This window comes from Sphaerisporangium sp. NPDC004334 (assembly GCF_053602655.1).
This window is the reverse complement of sequence record NZ_JBSGDZ010000006.1, coordinates 198,837-221,206: the sequence shown is the minus strand read 5'-3', so window position 1 is coordinate 221,206 and position 22,370 is coordinate 198,837. Positions and strand designations below refer to the sequence as shown.

Annotated in this window: 17 protein-coding genes; 9 read left to right on the top strand and 8 right to left on the bottom strand. The window is 72.6% G+C overall.

Going from position 1 to position 22,370, the window contains the following annotated elements; all coding sequences use genetic code 11:
• Nucleotides 1-24 precede the first annotated feature (24 nt).
• Nucleotides 25-390 (top strand): helix-turn-helix domain-containing protein, encoded by a 366-nt coding sequence (locus ACWEN6_RS09505; RefSeq protein WP_354835180.1) that lies wholly within the window; start codon nucleotides 25-27, stop codon nucleotides 388-390.
• Nucleotides 391-481: 91 nt separating this feature from the next.
• Here the strand turns inward: ACWEN6_RS09505 and ACWEN6_RS09500 are convergent, their stop codons facing one another.
• From ACWEN6_RS09500 to ACWEN6_RS09490, 3 genes are read right to left on the bottom strand one after another with little or no spacing between them, the layout of a single operon-like run.
• Nucleotides 482-1,273 (bottom strand): DNA-formamidopyrimidine glycosylase family protein, encoded by a 792-nt coding sequence (locus ACWEN6_RS09500; protein ID WP_452569778.1) that lies wholly within the window; start codon nucleotides 1,271-1,273, stop codon nucleotides 482-484.
• Nucleotides 1,274-1,276: 3 nt separating this feature from the next.
• Nucleotides 1,277-1,726 (bottom strand): RrF2 family transcriptional regulator, encoded by a 450-nt coding sequence (locus ACWEN6_RS09495; RefSeq protein ID WP_354835176.1) that lies wholly within the window; start codon nucleotides 1,724-1,726, stop codon nucleotides 1,277-1,279.
• Between the two features lie 20 nt (nucleotides 1,727-1,746).
• Complete coding sequence (locus ACWEN6_RS09490; protein ID WP_452569777.1) at nucleotides 1,747-3,642, bottom strand: endonuclease/exonuclease/phosphatase family protein; 1,896 nt, start codon at nucleotides 3,640-3,642, stop codon at nucleotides 1,747-1,749.
• Nucleotides 3,643-3,888: 246 nt separating this feature from the next.
• Here ACWEN6_RS09490 and ACWEN6_RS09485 point away from each other — a divergent pair, with 246 nt between their 5' ends.
• Both ACWEN6_RS09485 and ACWEN6_RS09480 read left to right on the top strand, forming a co-directional pair.
• The gene (locus ACWEN6_RS09485; RefSeq protein WP_452569776.1) at nucleotides 3,889-5,067 is read left to right on the top strand and encodes an ROK family transcriptional regulator; all 1,179 of its coding nucleotides are present in this window, start codon (nucleotides 3,889-3,891) and stop codon (nucleotides 5,065-5,067) included.
• 117 nt (nucleotides 5,068-5,184) lie between these two features.
• Entirely contained in the window at nucleotides 5,185-6,297 is a 1,113-nt protein-coding gene (locus ACWEN6_RS09480; protein WP_452569775.1) for a hypothetical protein, read from the top strand.
• Nucleotides 6,298-6,368: 71 nt separating this feature from the next.
• Here ACWEN6_RS09480 and ACWEN6_RS09475 read toward each other — a convergent pair whose 3' ends face one another.
• The 4 genes from ACWEN6_RS09475 to ACWEN6_RS09460 are packed head-to-tail and all read right to left on the bottom strand — an operon-like array spanning nucleotide 6,369 to nucleotide 11,102.
• Nucleotides 6,369-7,850 carry a glycoside hydrolase family 3 protein gene (locus ACWEN6_RS09475; protein WP_452569774.1) on the bottom strand — a complete coding sequence of 494 codons (1,482 nt, stop codon included), beginning with the start codon at nucleotides 7,848-7,850 and terminating at the stop codon, nucleotides 6,369-6,371.
• A gap of 44 nt (nucleotides 7,851-7,894) precedes the next feature.
• A complete protein-coding gene (locus tag ACWEN6_RS09470) occupies nucleotides 7,895-8,746 on the bottom strand; it encodes a carbohydrate ABC transporter permease (RefSeq protein WP_452569773.1) in 852 nt (283 codons plus the stop codon).
• Entirely contained in the window at nucleotides 8,743-9,759 is a 1,017-nt protein-coding gene (locus ACWEN6_RS09465) for a carbohydrate ABC transporter permease (protein WP_452569772.1), read from the bottom strand. Before ACWEN6_RS09465 ends, ACWEN6_RS09470 begins: the two co-directional genes overlap by 4 nt.
• Before the next feature lie 2 nt (nucleotides 9,760-9,761).
• Nucleotides 9,762-11,102, bottom strand: coding sequence for an extracellular solute-binding protein (locus ACWEN6_RS09460; protein ID WP_452569771.1), 1,341 nt, complete (start codon nucleotides 11,100-11,102; stop codon nucleotides 9,762-9,764).
• A gap of 221 nt (nucleotides 11,103-11,323) precedes the next feature.
• Between ACWEN6_RS09460 and ACWEN6_RS09455 the strand changes: the two genes are divergently transcribed.
• Complete coding sequence (locus ACWEN6_RS09455) at nucleotides 11,324-12,538, top strand: ROK family protein (protein WP_452569770.1); 1,215 nt, start codon at nucleotides 11,324-11,326, stop codon at nucleotides 12,536-12,538.
• 248 nt (nucleotides 12,539-12,786) lie between these two features.
• Nucleotides 12,787-13,452 carry a M15 family metallopeptidase gene (locus ACWEN6_RS09450; RefSeq protein WP_452569769.1) on the top strand — a complete coding sequence of 222 codons (666 nt, stop codon included), beginning with the start codon at nucleotides 12,787-12,789 and terminating at the stop codon, nucleotides 13,450-13,452.
• Nucleotides 13,453-13,463: 11 nt separating this feature from the next.
• Here the strand turns inward: ACWEN6_RS09450 and ACWEN6_RS09445 are convergent, their stop codons facing one another.
• On the bottom strand, nucleotides 13,464-18,134 hold the full coding sequence (locus ACWEN6_RS09445) for an ATP-dependent helicase (RefSeq protein WP_452569891.1): 4,671 nt from the start codon (nucleotides 18,132-18,134) through the stop codon (nucleotides 13,464-13,466).
• Nucleotides 18,135-18,323: 189 nt separating this feature from the next.
• Between ACWEN6_RS09445 and ACWEN6_RS09440 the strand changes: the two genes are divergently transcribed.
• The 4 genes from ACWEN6_RS09440 to recX all read left to right on the top strand — a co-directional run bounded on the left by ACWEN6_RS09440 (nucleotide 18,324) and on the right by recX (nucleotide 22,347).
• On the top strand, nucleotides 18,324-18,812 hold the full coding sequence (locus tag ACWEN6_RS09440) for a VOC family protein (RefSeq protein WP_354835153.1): 489 nt from the start codon (nucleotides 18,324-18,326) through the stop codon (nucleotides 18,810-18,812).
• 397 nt (nucleotides 18,813-19,209) lie between these two features.
• On the top strand, nucleotides 19,210-19,404 hold the full coding sequence (locus ACWEN6_RS09435) for a DUF3046 domain-containing protein (protein WP_452569768.1): 195 nt from the start codon (nucleotides 19,210-19,212) through the stop codon (nucleotides 19,402-19,404).
• Nucleotides 19,405-20,238: 834 nt separating this feature from the next.
• On the top strand, nucleotides 20,239-21,330 hold the full coding sequence (gene recA, locus ACWEN6_RS09430) for a recombinase RecA (protein ID WP_452569767.1): 1,092 nt from the start codon (nucleotides 20,239-20,241) through the stop codon (nucleotides 21,328-21,330).
• 105 nt (nucleotides 21,331-21,435) lie between these two features.
• A complete protein-coding gene (recX, locus tag ACWEN6_RS09425) occupies nucleotides 21,436-22,347 on the top strand; it encodes a recombination regulator RecX (RefSeq protein WP_452569766.1) in 912 nt (303 codons plus the stop codon).
• Nucleotides 22,348-22,370 lie beyond the last annotated feature (23 nt).

Below are 22,370 nucleotides of genomic sequence, written 5' to 3'. Positions count from 1 at the left end.
CCCGCGCCTGGGAGGGAGCGACAGATGGTCCTGCTGCGTCAGCTGCTCGGTGACGTACTGCGGCGGCTGCGGGTGCGGCAGGCGCGCACCTTGCGTGAGGTCTCCACGCTGGCACGTGTCTCCCTTGGCTACCTGTCCGAGGTTGAGCGTGGCCAGAAGGAGGCGTCGTCGGAGCTGCTCGCCTCGATTTGCGGCGCCCTGGGCGTTCCGCTGTCGCAGGTGCTCCGGGAGGTCTCCGACCAGTTCGCGCTGGCCGAGCTTCAACACGCACCCGTGCTGGCCGATGCGCCCGAGCACGAGCGTCTGCCCATGGCCGAGACCGTGTCCACCACGATCTCCGGTCCCGAGTTCGACGGCTTCCCCGAAGTCAAGGACATGGTCGCCGCGTAGGTCACGCCCGCAGCGTTCCCGTCCTGAAGTTCGGACCGTCACGCACTCCGCGTGATGGTCTGTGTCATCGCGCTGCCTGTGACCGGGCCCGCTAGCGGGGCTGGCACACCGGGCAGTAGAAGATCGCTCTCTCGTATGGCTGCGCCCCGAGCTCATCGCCGATCACCTTGTTGCCGCAGCGAAGACAGGGCCGCCCGGCCCGGCCGTACGCCCACAGGCGCCGTCCTGGGCGTCTGTCGCCGGTGGTGACCGGACCGCCGGACTGGTTCTTTCCCGCGTCCATCAGCCGGTGGGCCAGCCCCATCATTCCCGCGAGGTCGTCCACCTCCCCGGCCGGCCGGTACGGCGAGACGCCCGACAGGAACAGCGTCTCGGCCCGCCAGATCGTGCCGATGCCTGCGACGTTGCGCTGATCGAGCAGAGCCTCCCCGATGGTCGTCCCCGGCCGCGCCGCGATGTTGCGCGCCGCCCGCGCCGCCTGCTCCTGGTCCCACTCCGGGTCGAGCAGATCGGGCCCCAGATGCCCGACCACCCGGTCCTCCTGGTCGGTGCGCAGCAGGTCGACCATGCCGAGCCGGACCCCGACCGCCTGCCATCGCTCGTTGGCGAGGACCAGCCGGATCAGATGCCCGGCCCGCAGCGGCGCCCCCGCCCGCTCCACGCGCCAGCTTCCGTCCATGCGCAGGTGGGTGTGGACGGTGAGCCCGCCCTCGACCCTGGTCAGCAGGTGCTTGCCGCGGGAGGCGGTCGTGAGCACGGCGCGGCCGGTCAGGTCGGCGGTGGCGTGCCGGGGGACGCGGAAGTCGGAGCGGGTCAGCACCCGTCCGTCGAGGGCGGCCCGCAGCCTGGCCGCGGCCCGGTAGATGGCGTCGCCCTCGGGCATGGGTCAGTCCCAGGCGGCGGGGTCGGCCGCCAGTTCCATCACGCGTTCGGGCAGGGCGTCGGAGGCGATCTGGTCCAGGGTGACCTCCTCCAGGATGGCGCGCTCGCTCGCCCGCAGGGCGATCCACACCTGCTGGAGCGAACGGGCCGCGCCCCGGTAGCCGACGTGCTCGGGCCGCTCGCCCCGGACGTTGGCCAGTGGCCCGTCCACGGCGCGGATGACGTCGGCCAGGGTGATCTCGGAGGCGGGCCGGGCGAGGACGTAGCCGCCCTCGGGGCCGCGCTGGCCGCGGACCAGCCCGGCCCGGCGCATCTGGAGCAGGATGTTCTCCAGGTACTTCGGAGGCATTTCCTGTTCCTTGGCCAGCTCGCCCACCGTGGTGGGGCCGCTGCCGGAGGCGGCCAGCTCGGCGGCGGCGCGAAGGGCGTAGTCGACACGGGCGGAGAGACGCATGTTGTCGATTATCCCGCCTGCTAAACCCCGGTTACACGCAACCTGACCACGAGTGGCCGATGATCTGAGAATTCCACCCCCGGCGCCCGTGCCGCCGTGACCGCCAGCCCCGGTCCCACGAGCACGTGGTCGATGCGCTCGACCGGCGCGTCGGCGGGGGAGGTGAGTGGGTCGCCCAGGGCCGTGAGCGGGTCGGACAGGCCCGCGGCCGACAGCACGCGCATCGAAGGGTCGCCCGGCCTGGTGTTGAGGTCACCGGCCAGCAGGACCGGCCTGCCGCCTCCCAGGTCGCGGACGACGGCGGCCACCTCGGGCGCCTGGCCGGGCGGCGCCTGCAGGTGGGTGCCGACGATCCCCACCTGCCTTCCCGCCACCTCGACGACGGCCGCCTGCGCCTGGGCGCCGGTCGGATAGTCGTGCCGGCCCAGCGGATGCGAGACGACCTGCCGGACCGGCAGGTTGGTGATGATCGCGTCGCCCCACAGCGGGTCGGCGGCGGGCGCGAAGTGGTAGCGCATGCCGAGCCCCCGCGCGATGCGCGCCAGGTCGTCGTGGCCGCCGTTGAGCAGCCATCCGCGGTCCACCTCGCTGAGCAGGACCACGTCGGGACGCTCGGCCCGGGCCCAGGCCGCGATGCGGTCAAGGTCCAGGGTGCCCTTCAGCCCGAACCCCATCCGGATGTTGTAGGCGATCAGCGTGAACTCGCTCCGCGGAATGGGCCGTGTCTCCGGCAGGGGACGCCAGGTGAGCGCGGCGACGGCGGCCGCCGTGACCAGCGCCGTGACGACGACCGTCCGGGGCCGGGGGCGGGCGAGGTGCTGGACGGCCCGCCCGCGCGCCGCCGCGGCGGCGATCGCGGCCACCGTGCCGGCGAGCAGCACGGGGACCACGCCGTTGGGGAAGCCGAGGTCGGCGTCGTAGGCGGCGTAGTACAGGAAGACGGCGACCAGGAACACCAGCGCGCCGCCGAGCAGCGCGATCCCGCCGCGCCGGGCCGTGCCGTGTGAGGAGGCGGGCGAGGTGCCGGGCAGGGCCGCCATGCCCAGGCAGCCGCCGAGCGCGACCGCGGCGAACAGGGCGAACGGAAGCGCCGACGAGACGGCCAGCGCCGCCACCGCCGCCGGGAGCAGGACGACGACGACCCAGCGCCGGTAGGGCGGGCGCGCGGCGTAGGAGACCATGACGAACTGGGCGCAGACCAGCGCCGCCGCGACGACGGCGATGCGCCACGGGCCGCCCTGCTCGCCTCCGGGATGCTCGGCCAGGCCCAGCGTCGCCAGATACATGCCGTGCAGCGCCAGCGCGGGGCCGAACGCGAACCACACCCCCGGTGGCGCGGGGTCGCCGGGCGCGGGCGCCGGCCACGCGAGCCGGAGGAAGGCGGCGCCGACGGCCAGGACGGGGAGCCAGGGCAGGACGCCGTCCCGCCAGACCAGGTCCACCTGGTCCAGCGCGAGATGGACGGTGGCCGAGGCGGCCATGCCGGTGGCCAGCCCGGCCGGGACGGTGCGGCGCGGCAGCCTCAGCGCGCATCCGTACAGGAAGACCAGGCCGAAGCCGACGCCGGCGCCGGCCAGGTAGAGCTGCGGCGCCCCTCCGTCGGCCGCCTGGAGCGCCAGCCGGTCGGCCACCAGCAGGGCCGCGCCGCCGAGCGTGACCGGCCGGGGTCCCCACCGCCGGGCGAGCGGCGCCGCGGCGAACGGCAGGAGGAACCACAGGGCCGCGAACAGGCCCATTCGCTCGGGGGGAGTGTCGCCCGCGCGGCCGAACAGCGTGATCAGCGACGGCAGCAGCACCCGCAGCACGTCGGTGAGCAACACGACGCCGAGGGCGAGGACGACCATCGATCTGTGGTGCGCGGCGAGCGGGCGGAGCGGGATCCGGAAGGCGGGGGAAGTGTCGGTGGCGGCGCCCATGAATGCTCCTCAGAAAGACATGAGTGATCCTCGGGTCAATGCGGGGCCAAACGCAAGACGGCCGGTGCGGCGAAGGCCGGGACAGCGGATGGCGGCCGGCGAACGGCGGAACCGGAGGTGCGGTGGCCTTTCGCGCGGGAACGCTGCCGCTAAACTGGCAGGAAGCTTTACTGAGTACTGGTTGTGTCACACCACGCGCGCGTTTTGTGATGAAACCAACGGGGACCGACGACAAGAAAGCCTGCGATGGAGCGACGTCCTGGCGTGCCCAGGTTGCTACGGGAGATCAACGACCGGGCCGCGCTGGAGCTGCTGCTCGCCTCCGGCCCGATGACCAGGGGCCAGATCGGGGAGATGACCGGCCTTTCCAAGGTCACCGCCTCCCAGACGCTGTCGCGGCTGGAAGAGCGCGGCCTGGTCGAGGTGGTCGGGGAGCAGGCCGGTAACCGGGGGCCCAATGCCGCCCTTTACGGGGTGATTCCGTCGTCGGCCTATGTGGCCGGGCTCGATGTCGGCCCGGAAACGGTGACCACCGCCATCGCCGATATCAATGGCGAAATGGTGGCCGAGGCCACCATTTCCCCCAATGGGCACGACGATCCGGTCGCGATGGTGCACAACGCGGTGGTGAAGGCCTGCCGCTCGGGCAAGGTCGCCCTTTCCCGCCTCAGGGCCATCGTGATCGGCACCCCCGGCGTGGTCGACCCGCGCTCGGGCGACGTCCGGTTCTCCTTCGACCTGCCGGGCTGGCATGAGGGCAGCCACCAGGCCCTGGCCCAGGACCTGCGGCGGCCGGTGTCCATCGAGAACGACGTGAACCTCGCGGCGATCGCCGAGCGCGCCGAGGGCGCCGCCAAGGGTGTGGACGACTTCGTGCTGCTGTGGGTCGAACGCGGCGTCGGCCTCGCCGTCGTCCTCGGCGGCCGGCTCCACCGGGGGCGTTCGGGCAGCGCGGGCGAGATCGGATACCTGCCGGTCCCCGGCGTGCCGCTGGCCGAGGACGTCAAGGCCGTCCCCGGCCGGATGCCCGCCCTGGCGGGCGGCCTGCACGCCCTGATCAGCGCCGAGGCCGTGGCCGAGTTGGCCGGCCCGTACGGCTTCGCGGGTGGCTCGGCCGCCGACGCCGTCCACGCGGCCGTCGAGGGCGGGGACGCCGGGGCGCGGTTCCTGGACGAGCTGGCCCACCGGCTGGCCCTCGGAGTCGCGTCGGTGTGCGTGGTCCTGGACCCGGCCCTGGTCGTGCTCAACGGCGAGATCGGCCGGGCCGGCGGGGCCGCGCTGACCCACCGCGTGGAGGAGGCGGTGGCGCGCATCTGCCCGATCAGGCCCGAGGTGGTGGCCAGCGAGGTCAAGGGCCGCCCCGTGCTGCGCGGCGCCGTCCTGGCCGCCCTCGAACAGGCGCGCGAGGAGATCTTCGCCTCCTGATCCCCGCGACCGCCCCTTCATGTCCGCCGGCTGAACTCCCGATGAACTGATCCACCATGCGAGCCGCTGTCCCCGGCGGGCCGGGAGAATTGAACCGGTTGGTGGGGAGGGAGTTCGGTGGCGGCCGTACTGGAGTGGCTGGCGCGCCTGGTCGGCTTCTTCGGCGGCGCCGGCCCGGTCATCTTCTCGATCGTCCTGCTGGTGGCCACTCCCTTCGTCGACCGGTTGCTCGTCCGGCGCAAGCGCGTGATCTTCCGGGTTCTGTACAACTCGAAGATCGGCGTGGGGCCCGAGACGCTGCACGACGGCGCCGACCCCGCCGCGCACGGGCCGCCACAGCTGCGCCAGGTCGCCCGGCTGCTCGACCGGATGAGCATGGTCGTCATCCGCATCCGCAACGGCGGCACCTACGACATCGAACCCGAGGACTTCGAGCGCCCGCTGTCGTTCACCTTCGGCGGGCGCGTGGTGTGGAACGCCAGGATCTCCGAGGCGAGCACCCCGGAGCGGCGCGAGGAGCTGAGGAACGGCCTGCGCTTCTTCCCCGCCGAGGACAGCCGGCCGGTCCGGGACAACCTGCTCACCGTCCGGCAGCGGCTCGGTGAGCGCCTCGAGATCTACGACGGCACATGGACCGACTGGAAGCAGGTGCCCGGCGCCGGCGGGAGGTCCCTGCCGATCCGCATCGTGGGGCGCGGGCAGAACTCCGGCACGCGGCAGTTGTTCGAGAGGCAGGTGCTCGGCCCGGGCACCGGCGAGGGCCTGCTGTCGTCCAACTCCTGCCTGGAGAATGACCGCAACCCCCGCCGCGCCGGTGATCCGCTGCGAGCGCGACGACAACGCCGAGATCATCCAGAAGATCAGCACGATCCCCGGCGCGATCGGCTACGCCGACGAGGTGTCGATCGCCGAGGCGCGCTGAGCGGGCAGCGTCACCGCGCTGACCCTGGACGGCCGGGCGTTCGCCTCCGCCACCGCCGCCAGGCCGGGCGAGGGCTACCCCTTCTGGACCACCGAGTACCTGTACTTCCGCGGCCCGCTGGAGCCGGGATCGCTGAAGGCGTCCTTCGTCGAGTTCGTCCGCTCCCACGTCCGCGCGCAGGCCAGGCTCAGCGCCACGGGCTTCCAGCCCTGCACCGCCTCACCGGCCACCCGGGAACTGTGCGACCTGCGCTGACCCGCCGACCTGTGCTGTCCTCCCCCGACCCACTGTCCTCCCTGACCCACTGATCTGCCCTGACCCGCTGATCCGCTGCCCCGTGCTGACCCGCTGGCCTGCGCTGATCCGCGCCGCCCGGTCGTCAGGCGGTGAGGAGCTCGGCGGCGGCCTGGGCGTTGGCGCGGGCGGCTCCGTACGTCGCGAGGTAGGCGCCGGCCGTGGGACGCCAGATCGGCAGGCCCATCTCCACGACGATCGCGTCGGGACGCACGGCGAGCAGCTCCGAGACGATCTCCTGGCTGGCCCGGTGGCGGTGGGCGTCCTTGACCACGATCACCAGCGACCGGCCGCGGGCCCGTTCGAGCAGGCCGCTCGCGTCGGCCGCGTCCGGCTTGACCCGGGTGATCTCCGCCTCCGGCAGCCAGGGGGCGAAGCCCCAGGGCACGTCGCCGACGGCGATCGTGGGCGGGGTGTCCACCTCGACGACCAGCGGATCCACCAGCGGGGCGGCGGTGCCCGACAGCCGCACCGCCCGGCGGGCCGCGGTCAGGCCGATCACGTTGCCGTCCCTGGCCTCCTCGCGCGGCGCGCCGAACCAGCCGCGCAGCCGCGCGACGCGCTCGGCGGCCTCCTCCAGGCGGGCGAGCGGCAGGCGCCCGTCGCGCACGGCGGCCACGATCTCGTCCTTGATCGCCTCGATCTGCTCGCGCGTCGGCAGCGGCCCCAGGCACAGCAGGTCGGAGCCGGCGGCCAGCGACAGCACCGCGCCCCCGCCGAGCCCGACACTCTCGGTGATCGCGTGCATGTCCAGGGCGTCGGAGATGACGACGCCGGTGTAACCGAGCTCACCCCTGAGCAGCTCGGTCAGCGCCGGGGCCGAGAGCGTGGCGGGCGCCGCGCCGGTGAGGAACGGGACCCGCACGTGCGCCGTCATGATCGACCGGGTGCCGGCCTCGATGGCGGCGCGGAAGGGGACGAGTTCACGCTCCCACAGCACCTCGCGCGAGACGTCCACCACGGGAATCTCCAGGTGGGAGTCCTGCCGGGTGGCGCCGTGGCCGGGGAAGTGCTTGACGCAGGCGGCCACGCCGGCGTCCTGCAGCCCGGCGACCGCCGCGACGGTGTGCCGCGCCACCAGAGCGGCGTCCGACCCGAACGACCGGGTGCCGATCACGGGATTGTCGTCGGCGGTGTTCACGTCCGCGTCGGGCGCCATGTCCAGGTTCACCCCGCAGCGTGCGAGGTCGTCGCCGATCGACCGGTACACCCGGCGGGTCAGCTCGACGTCGTCCACGGCGCCCAGCGCCGCGTTGCCCGGGTACGGGCTGCCGACGTGGTAGGCGAGCCGCGTGACGTCGCCGCCCTCCTCGTCCAGGCTGATGACCGGGTCGCCCGCCTCGCGCAGCCGCGCCGTAAGGCCCGCGAGCTGCTCGGCCCCCGCGACGTTGAAGCCGAACAGCGTCACCCCGCCGAGGCCGTCCTCCAGATCGCGCAGGATCCAGTCGGGGACGGTGGTCCCGGGGAAGGCGGCCAGGAGCGTGCCGGCCGCCAGGCGGCGCAGCCCCCGGTCACCGCCGCCCACGGGAGACTCGCCCTGGGACGCGCCCGCGGAGAACTCAGACATGGCTGTACTCGACTCCTTCGTTGCGATAAATGGGCCGACTGTCGTCAGCCTTTCACGGCGCCGGCGACCAGGCCCGAGACCATGCGCCGCTGCACCAGCAGGAAGAACGCGATGACTGGAATGGTCATCAGCGTCGAGGCGGCCATGATGCCGCCCCAGTCCGTCGAACGCTGGCTGGTGAAGAACCCCAGCGCCACGGGCATCGTGTAGGTGCCCTGATCGTTGATCAGCGTCAGCGCGAAGACGAACTCGTTCCACGCGGTGATGAACGAGAAGATGCTCGTCGCCACCAGGCCCGGCGCGACGAGCGGGAACAGCACCCTCCAGAAGGTGACGAAACGACCCGCGCCGTCGATGGCGGCCGCCTCCTCCAGTTCCTTGGGCACCGCGGCCACGAACGTCCGCAGCATCCAGATCGCGAACGGCAGCGTGAAGCCCACGTTGACGACGATCAGGCCGAGAAGCTGGTTGTACAGGCCGAGCCGCTTGACCATCAGGAACAGCGGGATCAGCAGCGCCTCGCCCGGCACCATCTGCACGATCAGCAGCAGGATCAGGAAGCTCGTGCGGAACCGGAACCGGAAACGCGCCACGGCGGTGGCGGCGAGCAGCGCGAACACCGACCCGACCAGCACGGTGCCGACCGCGACGACGGCGCTGTTCATCAGGTACCGCCACACCGAGTGCCCGGCGACGCCCCTGGTCAGCACCCGGGACACGTGCTCCATCGTCGGCGACAGCGGGAAGGGGATGAACCGCGTCGTGAAGATCTCGTCGTTGGGCTTGAACGCCGTCGCGACCATCCAGTACACAGGGAACACGGCGAACAGGAACACCGCGACGCCGGCCGCGTTCAGGGCGGCCGTCTTGAGGCGCCTGGCGGTTTGCGGGTTCATCGCACGTCCTCCGTTCTGACGATCTGGCGGACATAGACGGCGGTGATCAGCAGCATGATCACGGTGAGGATGACCGCGATGGCCGCGCCGAAGCCCATCTTGGGCGGCGCGCTGAACGCCTCGGTGTACGCCCACAGCGACAGGTTGAAGGCGTCCCGGTTGGTCGTGCCGCCGGCCAGCACGTAGAGCTGGGTGAAGATTTTGAAGTCCCAGATGACCGACAGGACGAGCAGGACCGAGAACACCGGCCGCAGCAGCGGGAAGGTGATCTTCCAGAAGGTCGTCACCGGCGCCGATCCGTCCACCCGGGCCGCCTCGTACAGCTCCGAGGGGATGCTCTTGAGGCCCGCGAGCACCGACACGGCGATGAACGGGAACGACGCCCACACCACGGCGACGATCAGCACCAGGTAGATCGTCGAGGCGGAGTTGAGCCAGGGCTGGCCCGACCAGTCCGACCGCCCGAACACCAGGCTGGACAGCCCGTCGGGCAGCAGGTTCAGCGTCCAGTTCACCACGCCCGCGTCGGCGTCGAACAGCCACTTCCAGATGATCGCCGTGGCGGTGGGCGGGGTCGCCCAGGCCGCCATGATGCCCACGACGACGAAGGTGGACATCCTGCGGCCCAGCCGGTTCAGCAGCAGGCCGACCAGGGTGCCGAGCAGCAGCGTCAGCGCGACGGTGACCACGGCGAACACCACCGTGTTGCGGAGGGAGGTCCAGAACAGCTCCGACTGGAAGACCTGGGTGTAGTTGTCGGTCCCCACGAACTCGGCCGGCCGCGGGTTCGGGCGGATCTGCCGCAGTCCCACCTTGTGGAAGGACATCTCCACCATCTGGTACAGCGGGTAGAGCAGCAGGACCCCGATGACCAGCAGGCCGGGCAGCAGCAGCACGTAGGGGACCGCCCGGGCGGACAGCCGGCGCGGCCGGCGGGCGGGGCGGTGGGACGCGCGCCCCGCCGGGGCGGGAGGGGTGCCCCCGCCCCGGGCGATGGTCGAGGTCTGCGCCATCGTCACTGCTGCTGGTTGAGGATCGTCTCGAGTTCGGTGTTGGCGTCGCCGAGGGCCGTGTCGATGTTCTTCTTGCCCTCGATGACGGCCCGCGCCGCGTTCTGCAGCACGGCCTTGGTGTCGTTGGCCTGCGCCCAGTCGGGGTCGGCAGGGAAGCCCTTGGCCACCTTGAAGGTCTCGGCGAACGGCGCCTGCACCGGGTCACTGGCGTACTCGGCCAGGGCGTCGGGGTAGAGCGGGAGCAGGCCCCCCTCCTTGGCGTACCGGGTGCCGTACTCCTTGCCGGCGGCGAGCTTGAGGTACTCGGCGGCCAGCTCGGGGGTCTTGGCGTCCTTCCAGATGGCGATGTCGTTGCCGCCCTGGAACGCGGGCGCGGGGCCGCTGCCGTCCTTGTTCGGAAGCGAGAAGAAGGCCATCTGGTCGTCGCCGACCTTGCCCTTGCTCTGCTCCTTGATGGTGGCGATGTCCCAGCCGCCGGTGACGTACATGCCGACCTTGCCGGCCGCGAAGCGCTGGCTGATCTCCACGGAGTTCAGGTTGAGCCGGCCCTTGCCCGACACGCCGTCCTTGGCGACCAGGTCGGTGTAGAACTGGAAGCCCTCCTTGAAGCCGGGCTCGGTCAGCTTGCCGACCCACTTGCCGCCCTCGAAGGCCGCGAAGTCGCCGCCGGCCGACCAGACGAACGGCGAGAGCGACATGTTGGCGTCCGAGCCGCCGTTGAAGGCGAAGCCGTCGACGTCCTTGCCCTTCTTGGCGACGATCTTCTTGGCCGCCGCGACGAGGTCGTCCCAGGTCTTGGGCGTCTCGATGCCGAGGTCTTTGAACCAGTCCTTGCGGTAGAGGACGGCGCGGGTGCCGCCGCCCCAGGGAGCGGCGTAGACCTTGCCGTCGATGGTCTCGTAGCCCCACAGGTTCTGCGGGATCTGCTGGAAGTCGGGGCTGGACTTCACCACGTCGGAGATGTCGGCGAGGGCGTCCTCGGCGACCCAGGCGGCGACCTGGTCGTTGCCGAACTCGGTCACGTCCGGGCCCACGCCGCCGGCGAGCGCGGCGGTCCACTTCTTCTGCGCGTCGGGCCAGGGGATCCACTGGAGGTCGACGTCGGCGCCGGTCTGCTCCTTGAACTTCGCGTTCAGCTCCGACATGTACTTGTCCTGCACGTCGTTGGGGGCGCCGAGCCGCCAGACGGTCAGCTTCTGGCCGGCGAACGCCGGCCCTGAGGAGGCCGAGGCCTGGGGCGCGGCGGCCTGGCCGGCGGGCTCGCCGCCGCCCCCGCAGGCGGCCACACCAATGGCGAGAGCGGCGGTGGTGGCCGTCGCGGTGGCGATCCTTGCGATGTTCACGTGTGGGTTCTCCCTTCCCGGCTTCGCGTCGGGCTCGCGCTCTTCGGAGCAGGGGCGCGCGGGGTGAGCCGCACGCCACGGCGAAGGCGCCGTCCTCGCGCTCTGCGCTGCGACATCCCCAAGGCCCTGATCGCTTGCCCGCGGGGTGACTGCCGCTAAACTAACAAGAAACTTTCTTAAAAAAAACCCTGTTAGCGGATCGTGACGAGAGGGGCGGCCCCATGCCCAGACGACACCCCGGAACGCCGCGGCTGCTGCGCCGGCTCAACGACCGCGCGGCGCTGGAGCTCCTGCTCGCCCAGGGACCGCTCACCCGCGGCGAGCTGGGGGAGCACACCGGCCTGTCCAAGGTCACCTCCGGCCAGCTCCTGGCCCGGCTGGAGGAGCGCGGCCTGGTCGAGGTCTCCGGGCGGCGTCCCGGCGGCCGCGGGCCGAACGCCGCGCTGTACACGGTCGTGCCCTCCAGCGCCTACGTCGCCGGGCTGGAGGTGCTGCCCGGCCAGGTCACCGCCGGCGTCGCCGACATCACCGGCGAGCTCATCGCCGAGGTCGCGGTGGACCCGCGCGAGACCGGCGAGCCGGTCAAGACCGTGCACAGCGCCGTGGGCCGAGCCTGCGACGCGGCCGGCATCGCGCTCGGCAGGCTGCGGGCCCTGGTCATCGGGACGCGCGGCGTGGTCGACCCGCGCACGGGGGACGTGCGCTTCTCCTTCGACCTGCCCTCCTGGCACGCGGGCGTGCTCGCCGACCTGCGGGCGACCCTCGGGTCCTCGGTGACCATAGAGAACGACGTGAACCTGGTCGCGCTGGCCGAGCACGGGTACGGGGCGGCGCGCGGAGTCGAGGACTTCGTCCTGGTGTGGGCGGGTGTGGGGCAGGGGCTCGGCGTCATGCTCGGCGGGCGGCTGCACCGCGGGTCCACCGGCGGCGCGGGCGAGATCGGCTGGCTCCCCGTTCCCGGCGAACCGCTCCCGGTCAACGTCACAGAGCCGCAGTCCGGCTCCTTCCAGCGCCTGGTCGGCGCCGCCGCCATGGGCCGCCTGGCCGCCGCCCACGGCCTGTGTTCCGGGCGCGGCGCCGACATGGTGCGCGGCGCCGACATGGTGCGCGCCGCCGACATGGTCCGCGCCGCCGTCGAGACCGGCAGGGACGGCTTCCTGGACGAGGTGGCCGAGCGGCTGGCCATCGGGGTCGCCGCCGTCACCGTCGTCCTGGACCCGGGACTGGTCGTGCTCAGCGGGGATGTGGGGAGGGCGGGCGGTCAGGCGCTCGCCGGGCGGGTCGAGAAGGCCGTCGCCCGCATCTGCCCGAGCCGGCCGAAGGTCGCGGTCACCGAGGTCGAGGGCAACCCGGTCCTGCGAGGCGCCTTGGCCGCCGCCCTGGACCAGGCCCGCGAGGAGGTCTTCTCCAGCACCGTCGACGGCATCCCGTACTGACGCCTCACCGCGGCCGCAGGCCCGCGCGGACCGAGAAGAAACCGCTGCCGGCGGCATGTCCTGCTGACGCCTCGCGGCGGCCGCAGGCCCGGGCGAATCGAGGAGAAGCCAGTGCCGGCGGCATGCCGTACAGATGCCTTGGGGCGGCCGCAAGACCAGGCGAATCGCGGAAAAGCCGGTGTCGGCGGCATGCCGTAGGGACGTCTTCGCGGTGCGGGGTACCAGGTAAACAGGGTTAAAAGTCGGTTATGTCAGACTGGCTGGCCATGCGCAACATCGTGCTCATCTCTGACCCCCGCGTGACCTCCATCCCCGTCGAGGAGAACGGTGAGGCGCTGGCCGACGTGCGCGGCGTGCTCGGTGTCGACGGCAGGCTCGCCGACCCCGCCGGCGCCTACGCCCACCTGCGCGAGGGGCTGCTGCTGCGGCTTTCTGACGCCCAGCGGCAACTGCCCTACGGTTACCGGCTGCTCGTGGTCGAGGGATACCGGCCTCCGGTGCTGCAGCGGCGCTACTTCGAGCAGTACAAGGACGAACTGAGAGCCGCCTTCCCGGAGATGTCGCCGCAAGAGCTGCACGTGGCCGCCAGCCGGTACGTCTCGCCCATCGAGGTCGCCCCGCACACGGCGGGCGCGGCGGTCGACCTCACCCTCGCCACCGACGACGGCGTCGAGCTGGACATGGGCACCCCGGTCAACGCCAACCCCGAGCAGAGCGACGGCGCCTGCTACACCGACGCGCCCAACATCTCGGCCGCCGCGCGCGAGCACCGCAAGATCCTCGGCGCGGCCCTGGAGTCCGCCGGCCTGGTCAACTACCCCACCGAGTGGTGGCACTGGTCCTACGGCGACCGCTACTGGGCCATGACCACCAACACCCCCGCCGCCCTCTACGGCCCCCGCACCCTGACCTGAGCCCCGGCGCGTCAGGCGCGCAGACGCAGGCCCCGGGGGGTGGGGTGGAAGCCGGCGGTCTCCAGGGCGGCGGCGAGGGGGGAGTCGGCGATCGCGGCGCCGTCGGCCTTCTCGACCGTGAGCTTGCCGAGCGCCCCGTCGCGGACGGCGAGCGCGAGGGCGTCCACCGCCGGCTGGAGGCGGTCGTCGTCGGCGAAGGACAGCAGGGTCTTGCCGCCGCGCTCGACGTAGACGATGAGGCGGCCGTCCACCAGCACCACCAGCGCCCCGGCCTTACGACCGGGCTTGTGCGTGAGGTCTCCAGGATGCGCCGGCCACGGCAGCGCCGCCCCGTACGGGCAGGCCGGGTCGGTCGCCGCCAGCACCACCGCCCGCCGCTCGGCCGCCGAAGGGCCGGCGGCGGACGGACCGGCGGCGGAGGCGCGCATGCGGTCGACGGCGCCGGGGAGGGCGAACTGGGCGCCGCCCAGACCCTCCACGAAATAGCCGCGGCGGCAGCGGCCGGTCTCCTCGAAGGCGCGGAACACCGGGTAGACCCCGGCGAACCCACCGGTGAGGCGCTCGGCCGCCACCGCGCCCTTGGTCACCACGCCGTGCCGTTCGAGCAGCACCTCGGCCTGCGCGTGGGCGCGTTCGGTGGCGTCAGCAGAGGCCCCGGGCAGCAACCACCAGCGGCCGCTCACCGTCGGCGGCCCCGACCGGGTCGGGAGCACGGCCCTTCGCCTGCGCGCCGTCGTCGGCCGGTGCGCGGGCCGACCGGAGCCGAGCGCCGCGCGCAACGGCGCCAGCGTGTCGCCTGAGACGCGCCCGGACCACACCAGGTCCCACAGAGCGCCGGCGAGCGCGATGTCGTCGAGCGAGCCGGCCCGGGTGGACAGATCGCGGAAGAACAGCGCCCCACCGCCGCCCAGGGCGTCGAGGATCTTCTCGTGCAACGGGGTCATCGTGACCTCGGCCGGTGCGGGCAGCAGCAGCGGAGCGGTGTCGGCGAAGAACAGCGCCACCCAGCCGTCGCCGCCCGGAAGCGACCCCTGCCCCGCCCACAGGACCTCCCCCGAGGCGGTCAGCTCGTCCAGCAGCGCCGGCTCGTAGCCCGGCACCCGGCTCGGCAGGACCAGCGTCTCCAGCGCGGACGCCGGCACCGCGGCGCCCTGCAGCCGCTCGATGGCGTGCACGAGGGCGTCCATGCCGCGCGCCGACCGGCCCTCGGTGATGCCGTGCCAGGCCGGGGAGAACGCGGCCAGCGCCTCGGGCGGGACGGGCTCGACCTCCTTGCGCAACCGGGCCAGCGACCTGCGCCGCAGCGACCGCAGCACACCCGCGTCGCACCACTCCTCACCCCAGCCGCCCGGCCGGAACTCGCCGGGGACCACCCGGCCCGAGGATGCCAGCCGCCTGAGCGCGTCGGTCACGACGGCGACGCCCAGCCCGAAGCGGGTGGCGGCGGTGGCGGCGGCGAAGGGGCCGCGCGTGCGGGCGTGCCGGGCGAGCAGATCGCCGAGCGGGTCGGCCACGGGCTCGAGGAACACGTGGGGGAGACCCATCGGCAGCGGCGCGCCGAGCGCGTCCCTGAGCCGGGCGGCGTCCTCGACGGCCGCCCACTGCTCGGCCCCGGCGACCCGGACCCGGATCGCCCGCCTGGCCGCCTCGAGGTCGGACGCCCAGGCCGGGTCGCCGCCGCGCACGGCGATGTCCTCCGGTCGCAGCGGGCCGTGGGTGCGCAGCAGATCGGCGAGGTCTTCGGCGTCGCGCAGCGGCCGGTCGAGCCGCGCCAGCTCGCGCTCGGTGTCGGCCACGACGTCGGGGTCGAGCAGCTCGCGCAGATCGGCCTCGCCGAGCAGTTCGGCGAGCAGGTGGGTGTCCAGGGCGAGCGCCTGCGCGCGCCGCTCGGCCAGCGGGGCGTCCCCCTCGTACATGAAGGCGCCGACGTAGGCGAACAGCAGCGAGGCCGCGAAGGGCGACGCCTGGGCGGTCTCGACCTCGACCACGCGCACCCGGCGGGCGGCGATGTCACGCATGAGCCGCACCAGCCCCGGCACGTCGAAGACGTCCTGCAGGCACTCGCGCATGGTCTCCAGCACCACCGGGAACGAGCCGTATTGGCTGGCGACCTTGAGCAGGCCGGCGGCCCGCTGACGCTGCTGCCACAGGGGGGAGCGCCTGCCCGGGTTGCGCCGGGGCAGCAGCAGGGCCCGGCCGGCGCACTCGCGGAACCGGGAGGCGAACAGCGCCGAGCCGCCGAGCTCCTCGGTGACGATCTGCTCGATCTCGTCGGCGTCGAACACCGCGACGTCGGTGGGCGCGCCGTCGAGGGTGTCGGGGATGCGCAGGACGATGCCGTCGTCGGAGTGCAGGGCCTGCACGTCCACGTCGTAGCGCTCGCGCAGCCGCCTGCCGATGGCCAGCGCCCACGGCGCGTGGACCCGGGCGCCGAACGGGCTGTGCACGACCACACGCCAGTCGCCGAGCTCGTCGTGGAAGCGCTCGATCAGCAGGGTGCGGTCGTCGGGCACGTACCCGGTGGCCTCGCGCTGCTCGGCCAGGTAGGACAGCAGGTTGCCGGTGGCGAAGGCGTCCAGCCCGGCCTCCGCGAGCCGGTCGGTCCCGCCTTCGGACAGCTCGCGGGTGAAGGCGCCGAGGGCCCGGCCGAGCTCGGCGGGACGGCCCGGGGTGTCGCCGTGCCAGAACGGCAGCTTGCCCGGCTGGCCGGGCGCGGGGGACACCAGCACGCGATCGGCGGTGATGTCCTCGATGCGCCAGGATGTGGCGCCCAGCACGAAGACGTCGCCCACCCGGGACTCGTAGACCATCTCTTCGTCCAGCTCGCCGACCCGCCTGCCCCCCCGCCCGGTGTCACCTCCGGCGAGGAAGACGCCGAACATGCCGCGGTCGGGGATGGTGCCGGCGTTGGTGACCGCCAGCCGCTGGGCTCCGGGGCGGCCGGTGACCCGGCCGGTCACGCGATCCCACACGATGCGCGGGCGCAGCTCGGCGAACTCTTCGCTGGGGTAGCGCCCGGCCAGCATGTCGAGGGTGGCCTCCAGCGCGGTCCTCGGCAGGGTGGCGTACGGGGCGGCCCGCCTGACCAGGCTCTCGAGCTCGTCGACGGTCCACTCGTCCAGCGCGCACATGGCCACGATGTGCTGCGCGAGCACGTCGAGGGGGTTGCGCGGGTAGCGCAGCTCCTCGATCTCGCCCGCCTTCATGCGCTCGGAGACGACGGCCGTCTGGAGCAGGTCGCCGCGGTACTTGGGGAAGATCACGCCTTTGGAGACCGCTCCCACCTGGTGACCGGCCCGGCCGATGCGCTGCAGGCCGCTGGCCACGCTCGGCGGCGCCTCCACGCACGCGACCAGGTCGACCGACCCCATGTCGATGCCCAGTTCGAGGCTGGAGGTGGCGACCACGGCCGGCAGGCGCCCGGACTTCAGGGCCTCCTCGATCTGGGCGCGCTCTTCTTTGGACACCGACCCGTGGTGGGCGCGGACGATCTCGGGCACCGCCCCGGAGGAGGCGCCGGCCTGAGCCATCATCGCCGCCGGCGTGGAGATCGACGCCGCCGGCGTGGCGATCGAGGCCGCGGGCGTGGCGATCGACTCCGCCGGCCTCGGCGTCCCGGCGCCGCCCTCCGGTGGGGTGGTCCACAGGTCGTCAGGAGGGAAGGCCCCGGCCGGGCCCTCGTTCGACCGTTCGTAGGCGAGCTCGTTGAGGCGGGTGCACAGACGCTCGGCCAGGCGCCGGGAGTTGGCGAAGACGATGGTCGAGCGGTGCGCCTGGATGAGACCGAGCAGGTGCTCCTCGACGTGCGGCCAGATGGACCGCCGGGCCGCGGGCTCCAGCCAGGCCGTCTCGTCATCGGGGGGCGGGCCCTGCCGGGGGGCGGCGTCCAGCTCGGTCATGTCCTCCACGGGGACGACCACGTCGACCTCGATGACCTTCTCGGACGGCGGCTGGACGACCGTCGTCGGGCGCGAGCCCCCCAGGAACGTCGCCACCTCGCTCACAGGACGCACCGTGGCCGACAGGCCGATGCGCTGCGCCGGGCGGGCCAGCAGCGCGTCCAGCCGCTCGAGGGTCAGCGCGAGATGGACGCCGCGCTTGCCGGCCGCCACCGCGTGCACCTCGTCGACGATGACCGTCTCGACATCGCGCAGCGCCTCGCGGGCCTGGCTCGTCAGGATCAAATAGAGCGACTCGGGCGTGGTGATCAGGATGTCGGCCGGGGCGGCGGCGAAACGCCGGCGGTCCTCGGCCGTGGTGTCGCCCGAACGGATGGCCACCGAGATGTCGGGGGCGTGCAGCCCGAGGCGCCGCGCCGTCTGCTTGATGCCGGTGAGCGGGGCGCGCAGGTTGCGCTCGACGTCCACGGCCAGCGCCTTCAGCGGCGAGACGTACACCACCCGGCACCGCCGGAGAGCGCCTTTGTCCCGCGCGCGCCCGCGCGCACCCTTCCCTCGGCCCACGCCGCTCTGGCGGCCTTCACCGGCCGGGGCGCCCGTGCCGCCCTCGTGGCCCCCGCCGGCGTCATGATCGGAGCCGGCCGCCATGCGGTCGGCGGCGAGGCGGTCGAGCGACCACAGGAACGCGGCGAGCGTCTTGCCCGACCCGGTGGGCGCGACGACCAGGGTGTTGTCGCCGCGCGCGATGGACCGCCACGCGCCCTCTTGGGCGGCCGTCGGCATGGCGAAGGCGTCGGTGAACCACTGCCGGGTCACCGGAGTGAAGTGGTCGAGCGCGGATCCGGTCACCGCTTCATCATGCAACTCGCCACCGACAGAACGCGCCACCCCGTCCGGCTGACGTGCTCGTCACCGGGCCCGCCACGCCGTGCGGGCTTGACATGGCCTACGCCCGGAACGTCATGTGGACCTATGGGCATCGACTACGCGGCCATCGAGGCGACTCGAGAGCGGATCCGCGGGCACTACCTCCAAGCACGACGGCCAGAGAGCAGCGCACGTGGCCTGCACCACTTCGCACTGATCTGTTCGGACGTCGAGCGGACCATCCAGTTCTACCAGGACGTGCTGGAGTTCCCGCTGACGGAGATCTTCGAGAATCGTGACTACAAGGGCTCGAACCACTTCTTCTTCGACATCGGCAACGGCAACCTGCTCGCCTTCTTCGACCTCCCCGGGCTCGACCTCGGGCCGTATCAGGAGGTGCTCGGCGGCCTGCACCACATCGCGATCTCCGTCGAGCGCGGCAAGTGGGAGAGGCTGAGGGAGAAGCTGGACGCCGCCGGGGTGCCCTACCAGGTGGAGAGCGACGCGTCGATCTACTTCCGCGACCCTGACGGGGCGCGCCTGGAGCTGCTGGCAGACCCCCTGGGAGAGATGTACGGCTCCCGCGTCCTCTGAGCGGCGCGGACGCTTCGTACCCGCCACCACGACCGGCACAGCCAGGCGGAGCCGGCAGACCACAGACGGACCGGCGGTTCGGGGGACCACGGGCGGTCCGGCGCCTGGGGGACTACGGGTGGGCCCGCGCCTGGGGACTACGGGCCGGCCGGCGCCCGGCGGGCCACGGGCGGTCCGCCGGCCGGTCCGGAGCCACAGGCCCTCTGGGCACGCCGGGCCGGGACCATGGGCCTTCTGGTACGTCGGGCCGGAACCAACGGGCGGTCTGGCACGTCGCGCCGGAGGCTACAGGGCGGCCTGGGTACGGCGGGTCGGAGGCTACGGGGCGGCCTGGGTACGGCTGGCCGGAGGCTACGGGGCGACGTGGGCACGGTGGGCCGGGGACCATACTGGGACCATGCGCTTGACGGACTTCTGGAGCCGGATGAACCGCCATTTCGGCGAGAGGTACGCCGAGTCCTGGGCGCGTGACTACGTCCTCGCCGAGCTGGGCGGCCGCACCGTGCTCCAGGCCCTCGCCGAAGGTGAGTCCGCCAAGGACGTGTGGCGCGCGGTCTGCGGAGTCACCGACGTCGACTCCCGGCTGCGCTGACCCCACCCGGCTGGGCAGCCGACCGACTCGCGAGCCGCGCTCACCAACCTCTGGGCTGAGCATGTCGACGACGACCACGCCGCGCCCGCTTCCTCGCGACCGTCGGTCCACCTGGCCAGGCCGAGCCGTCACCAGAGCATCCAATGGGCCCACCCGCAAGCAGGTGTGTGGCCCAGCATGGCTGCCCACCCCCGTCGTCAGACCCTGACGCAGGTGACAGTCGGTGTATAGGCGGCGAACGACCGGGTGGGCAGCCATGCCGGACTCCCCGCCTGCTTGCCGGGCGGGCCCTTCTGATTCTCGGTGTCGGGGCTCGTTGCGCTGCGTGGAGGAGGTGTTCGCCGCAGTCGGCGGCAAGGGCCCGGAGATCTTGCTCGGGTTTGCGGCGCAGCCGTACTGCTGGATTTTCGCTGCGTGGTTGGTGTGAGCGACTGATGGCACCGCGTGTACGAACGACCGGGAGGGCAGCCATGCTGGACTTCCCGCCTGCTTGCCGGGTGGCCCTTTTCGTCTGTCTGATGTCAGGTTGTTCGCCGCGATCGGTGACGAGGGGGCTGAGACCCTGCGCGGCGCTCCCACGCCATCCGCGGGTGTGCTTCGCGGGTGGGGCTGGTTCTCCGCCTTTTCGATCAGTCGATCTCGCCGGCGGCACGAGGGGCGGCAGGGCTCAATGGTGTGGACCGTGCCGTTGAGCTGTGATCGAACAGTCGTTCGGCTATATTGGGCATGCCGGCGCCGCCGGCGCCCTGGGCCCGTTCCGGGAAATTGTCGGTGGCACCCCGTAGCTTGCCAGCGACGGAAACGACTTCGACTCACCCTCCAGGGGGGCACTCCATGGCAGCCAACGACCGCGAGAAGGCCCTTGAGACCGCGCTCGCCCAAATCGAGCGGCAGTTCGGCAAGGGCTCTGTCATGCGCCTCGGCGATGACGCCCGAGCTCCTATCGAGGTGATCCCCACCGGGGCCATCGCACTCGATGTCGCTCTCGGCATCGGCGGCTACCCCCGCGGGCGCATCGTCGAGATCTACGGTCCCGAGTCCAGCGGTAAGACCACCGTGGCGCTGCACGCCGTCGCCAACGCCCAGCGGGCCGGCGGCATCGCGGCGTTCATCGACGCCGAGCACGCCCTCGACCCCGAGTACGCCCGCAAGCTCGGCGTCGACACCGACGCCCTGCTGGTCTCCCAGCCCGACACCGGCGAGCAGGCCCTCGAGATCACCGACATGCTGATCCGCTCCGGCGCGATCGACCTCGTGGTCATCGACTCGGTGGCGGCCCTGGTGCCCAAGGCCGAGATCGAGGGCGAGATGGGCGACAGCCACGTCGGCCTGCAGGCCCGCCTCATGTCGCAGGCCCTGCGCAAGGTGGCCGGCGCCCTCAACAACACCAGCACGACCGCCATCTTCATCAACCAGCTCCGCGAGAAGATCGGCGTCATGTTCGGCTCGCCCGAGACCACGACCGGCGGCAAGGCGCTGAAGTTCTACGCCTCCATCCGCCTGGACGTCCGCCGCATCGAGACGCTCAAGGACGGCACCGAGCCGGTCGGCAACCGCACCCGGGTCAAGGTCGTCAAGAACAAGATGGCCCCGCCCTTCCGGGTGGCCGACTTCGACATCCTCTACGGCTTCGGCGTCTCCCGCGAGGGAGGCCTGATCGACATGGGCGTCGAGCACGGCTTCGTCCGCAAGGCGGGCGCCTGGTACACCTACGAGGGCGACCAGCTCGGCCAGGGCAAGGAGAACGCCCGCAACTTCCTGAAGAACAACCCCGACATCGCCAACGAGATCGAGAAGAAGATCAAGGAGAAGCTCGGCGTCGGTCCTCGCCTCGACACCCCGGTCGAGTCCGCCGCGCCTCCGGTCCCCGCCGCTGCCGCCCCGTCCGGGCGTGGCTCCAAGGCGCCCAAGCCGGGCGACGTCTGATCGAGCCGATCCGCCATGCCGATGCCTGATCCCAGCCGTCTTGCCATGCCGATGCCTGTTTCGAGCCGATCCGCCACGTCGATGTTCGATCCGAGCTGATCCGCCATGCCCGCGCGCGACGACGAACCCGGCCGGCTACGGCCGGGAGACTGGGGTGCCTGGGTCGAAGACGAGGCGGCGGGCAAGCCCGCTCGCCGTCGCCGCCGAGGCGGCCGGGGCGACCAAGGCGACTTCCCGGCCGGCGACTCCGGCGCCCCCCTCTGGGCGCCGGATCCCCCCGACGGCTTCCCATCCCATGGCGGGTCCGGCCTCCACGATCGTCTCTCGTCCCATGGGGGGTCCGGCCTCCATGACGGTCCCTCGTCCCATGGGGCATCGGAGAGTGAGGTGTTCGGCGGCCGTCCGGGTGGGGGTTCGGCCCGGGGGCGGGATGGCTCAAGGCGGGACAGGAGGTCGGCTCGGTGGAAGGGGTTGGACGGGCCGGTCGAGGGGTCGCCGGCCGCTGAGGGGCCGGCGGCGGATCCGCAGGCGGTTGCCCGGGCGGTCTGTCTGCGGCTGCTGACGCTGGCGCCTCGCACGCGCGCCCAACTCGCCGACGCGCTGCGCAAGCGCGACATTCCCGACGAGGCGGCGGAGGCCGTTCTCGCTCGCTTCTCCGATGTCGGCCTGATCGACGACGAGGCGTTCGCGGAGGCGTGGGTCACCTCACGGCATGCCGGGCGGGGGCTGGCCCGGCGAGCGCTCGCCGCCGAGCTGCGCACCCGGGGCGTGGACGAAGAGACCGTGCGCGACGCCGTCGACCAGCTCGACCCCGACCAGGAGCTGGAGACCGCGCGCCGGCTCGTCGCCCGCAAGCTCTCCGGCACCCGTCACCTCGAACCGGCCGCGCGGGTGCGGCGGCTCGCCGGCATGCTCGCCCGCAAGGGCTATTCCGGTGGCCTCGCCTACCGCGTCGTCCGTGAGGCCCTCGAAAGCGAAGGCCACCCCACGGACGACCTCCCCGACGCCTTCGACTGACCCGCTGTGGCGGCGGGTCACCT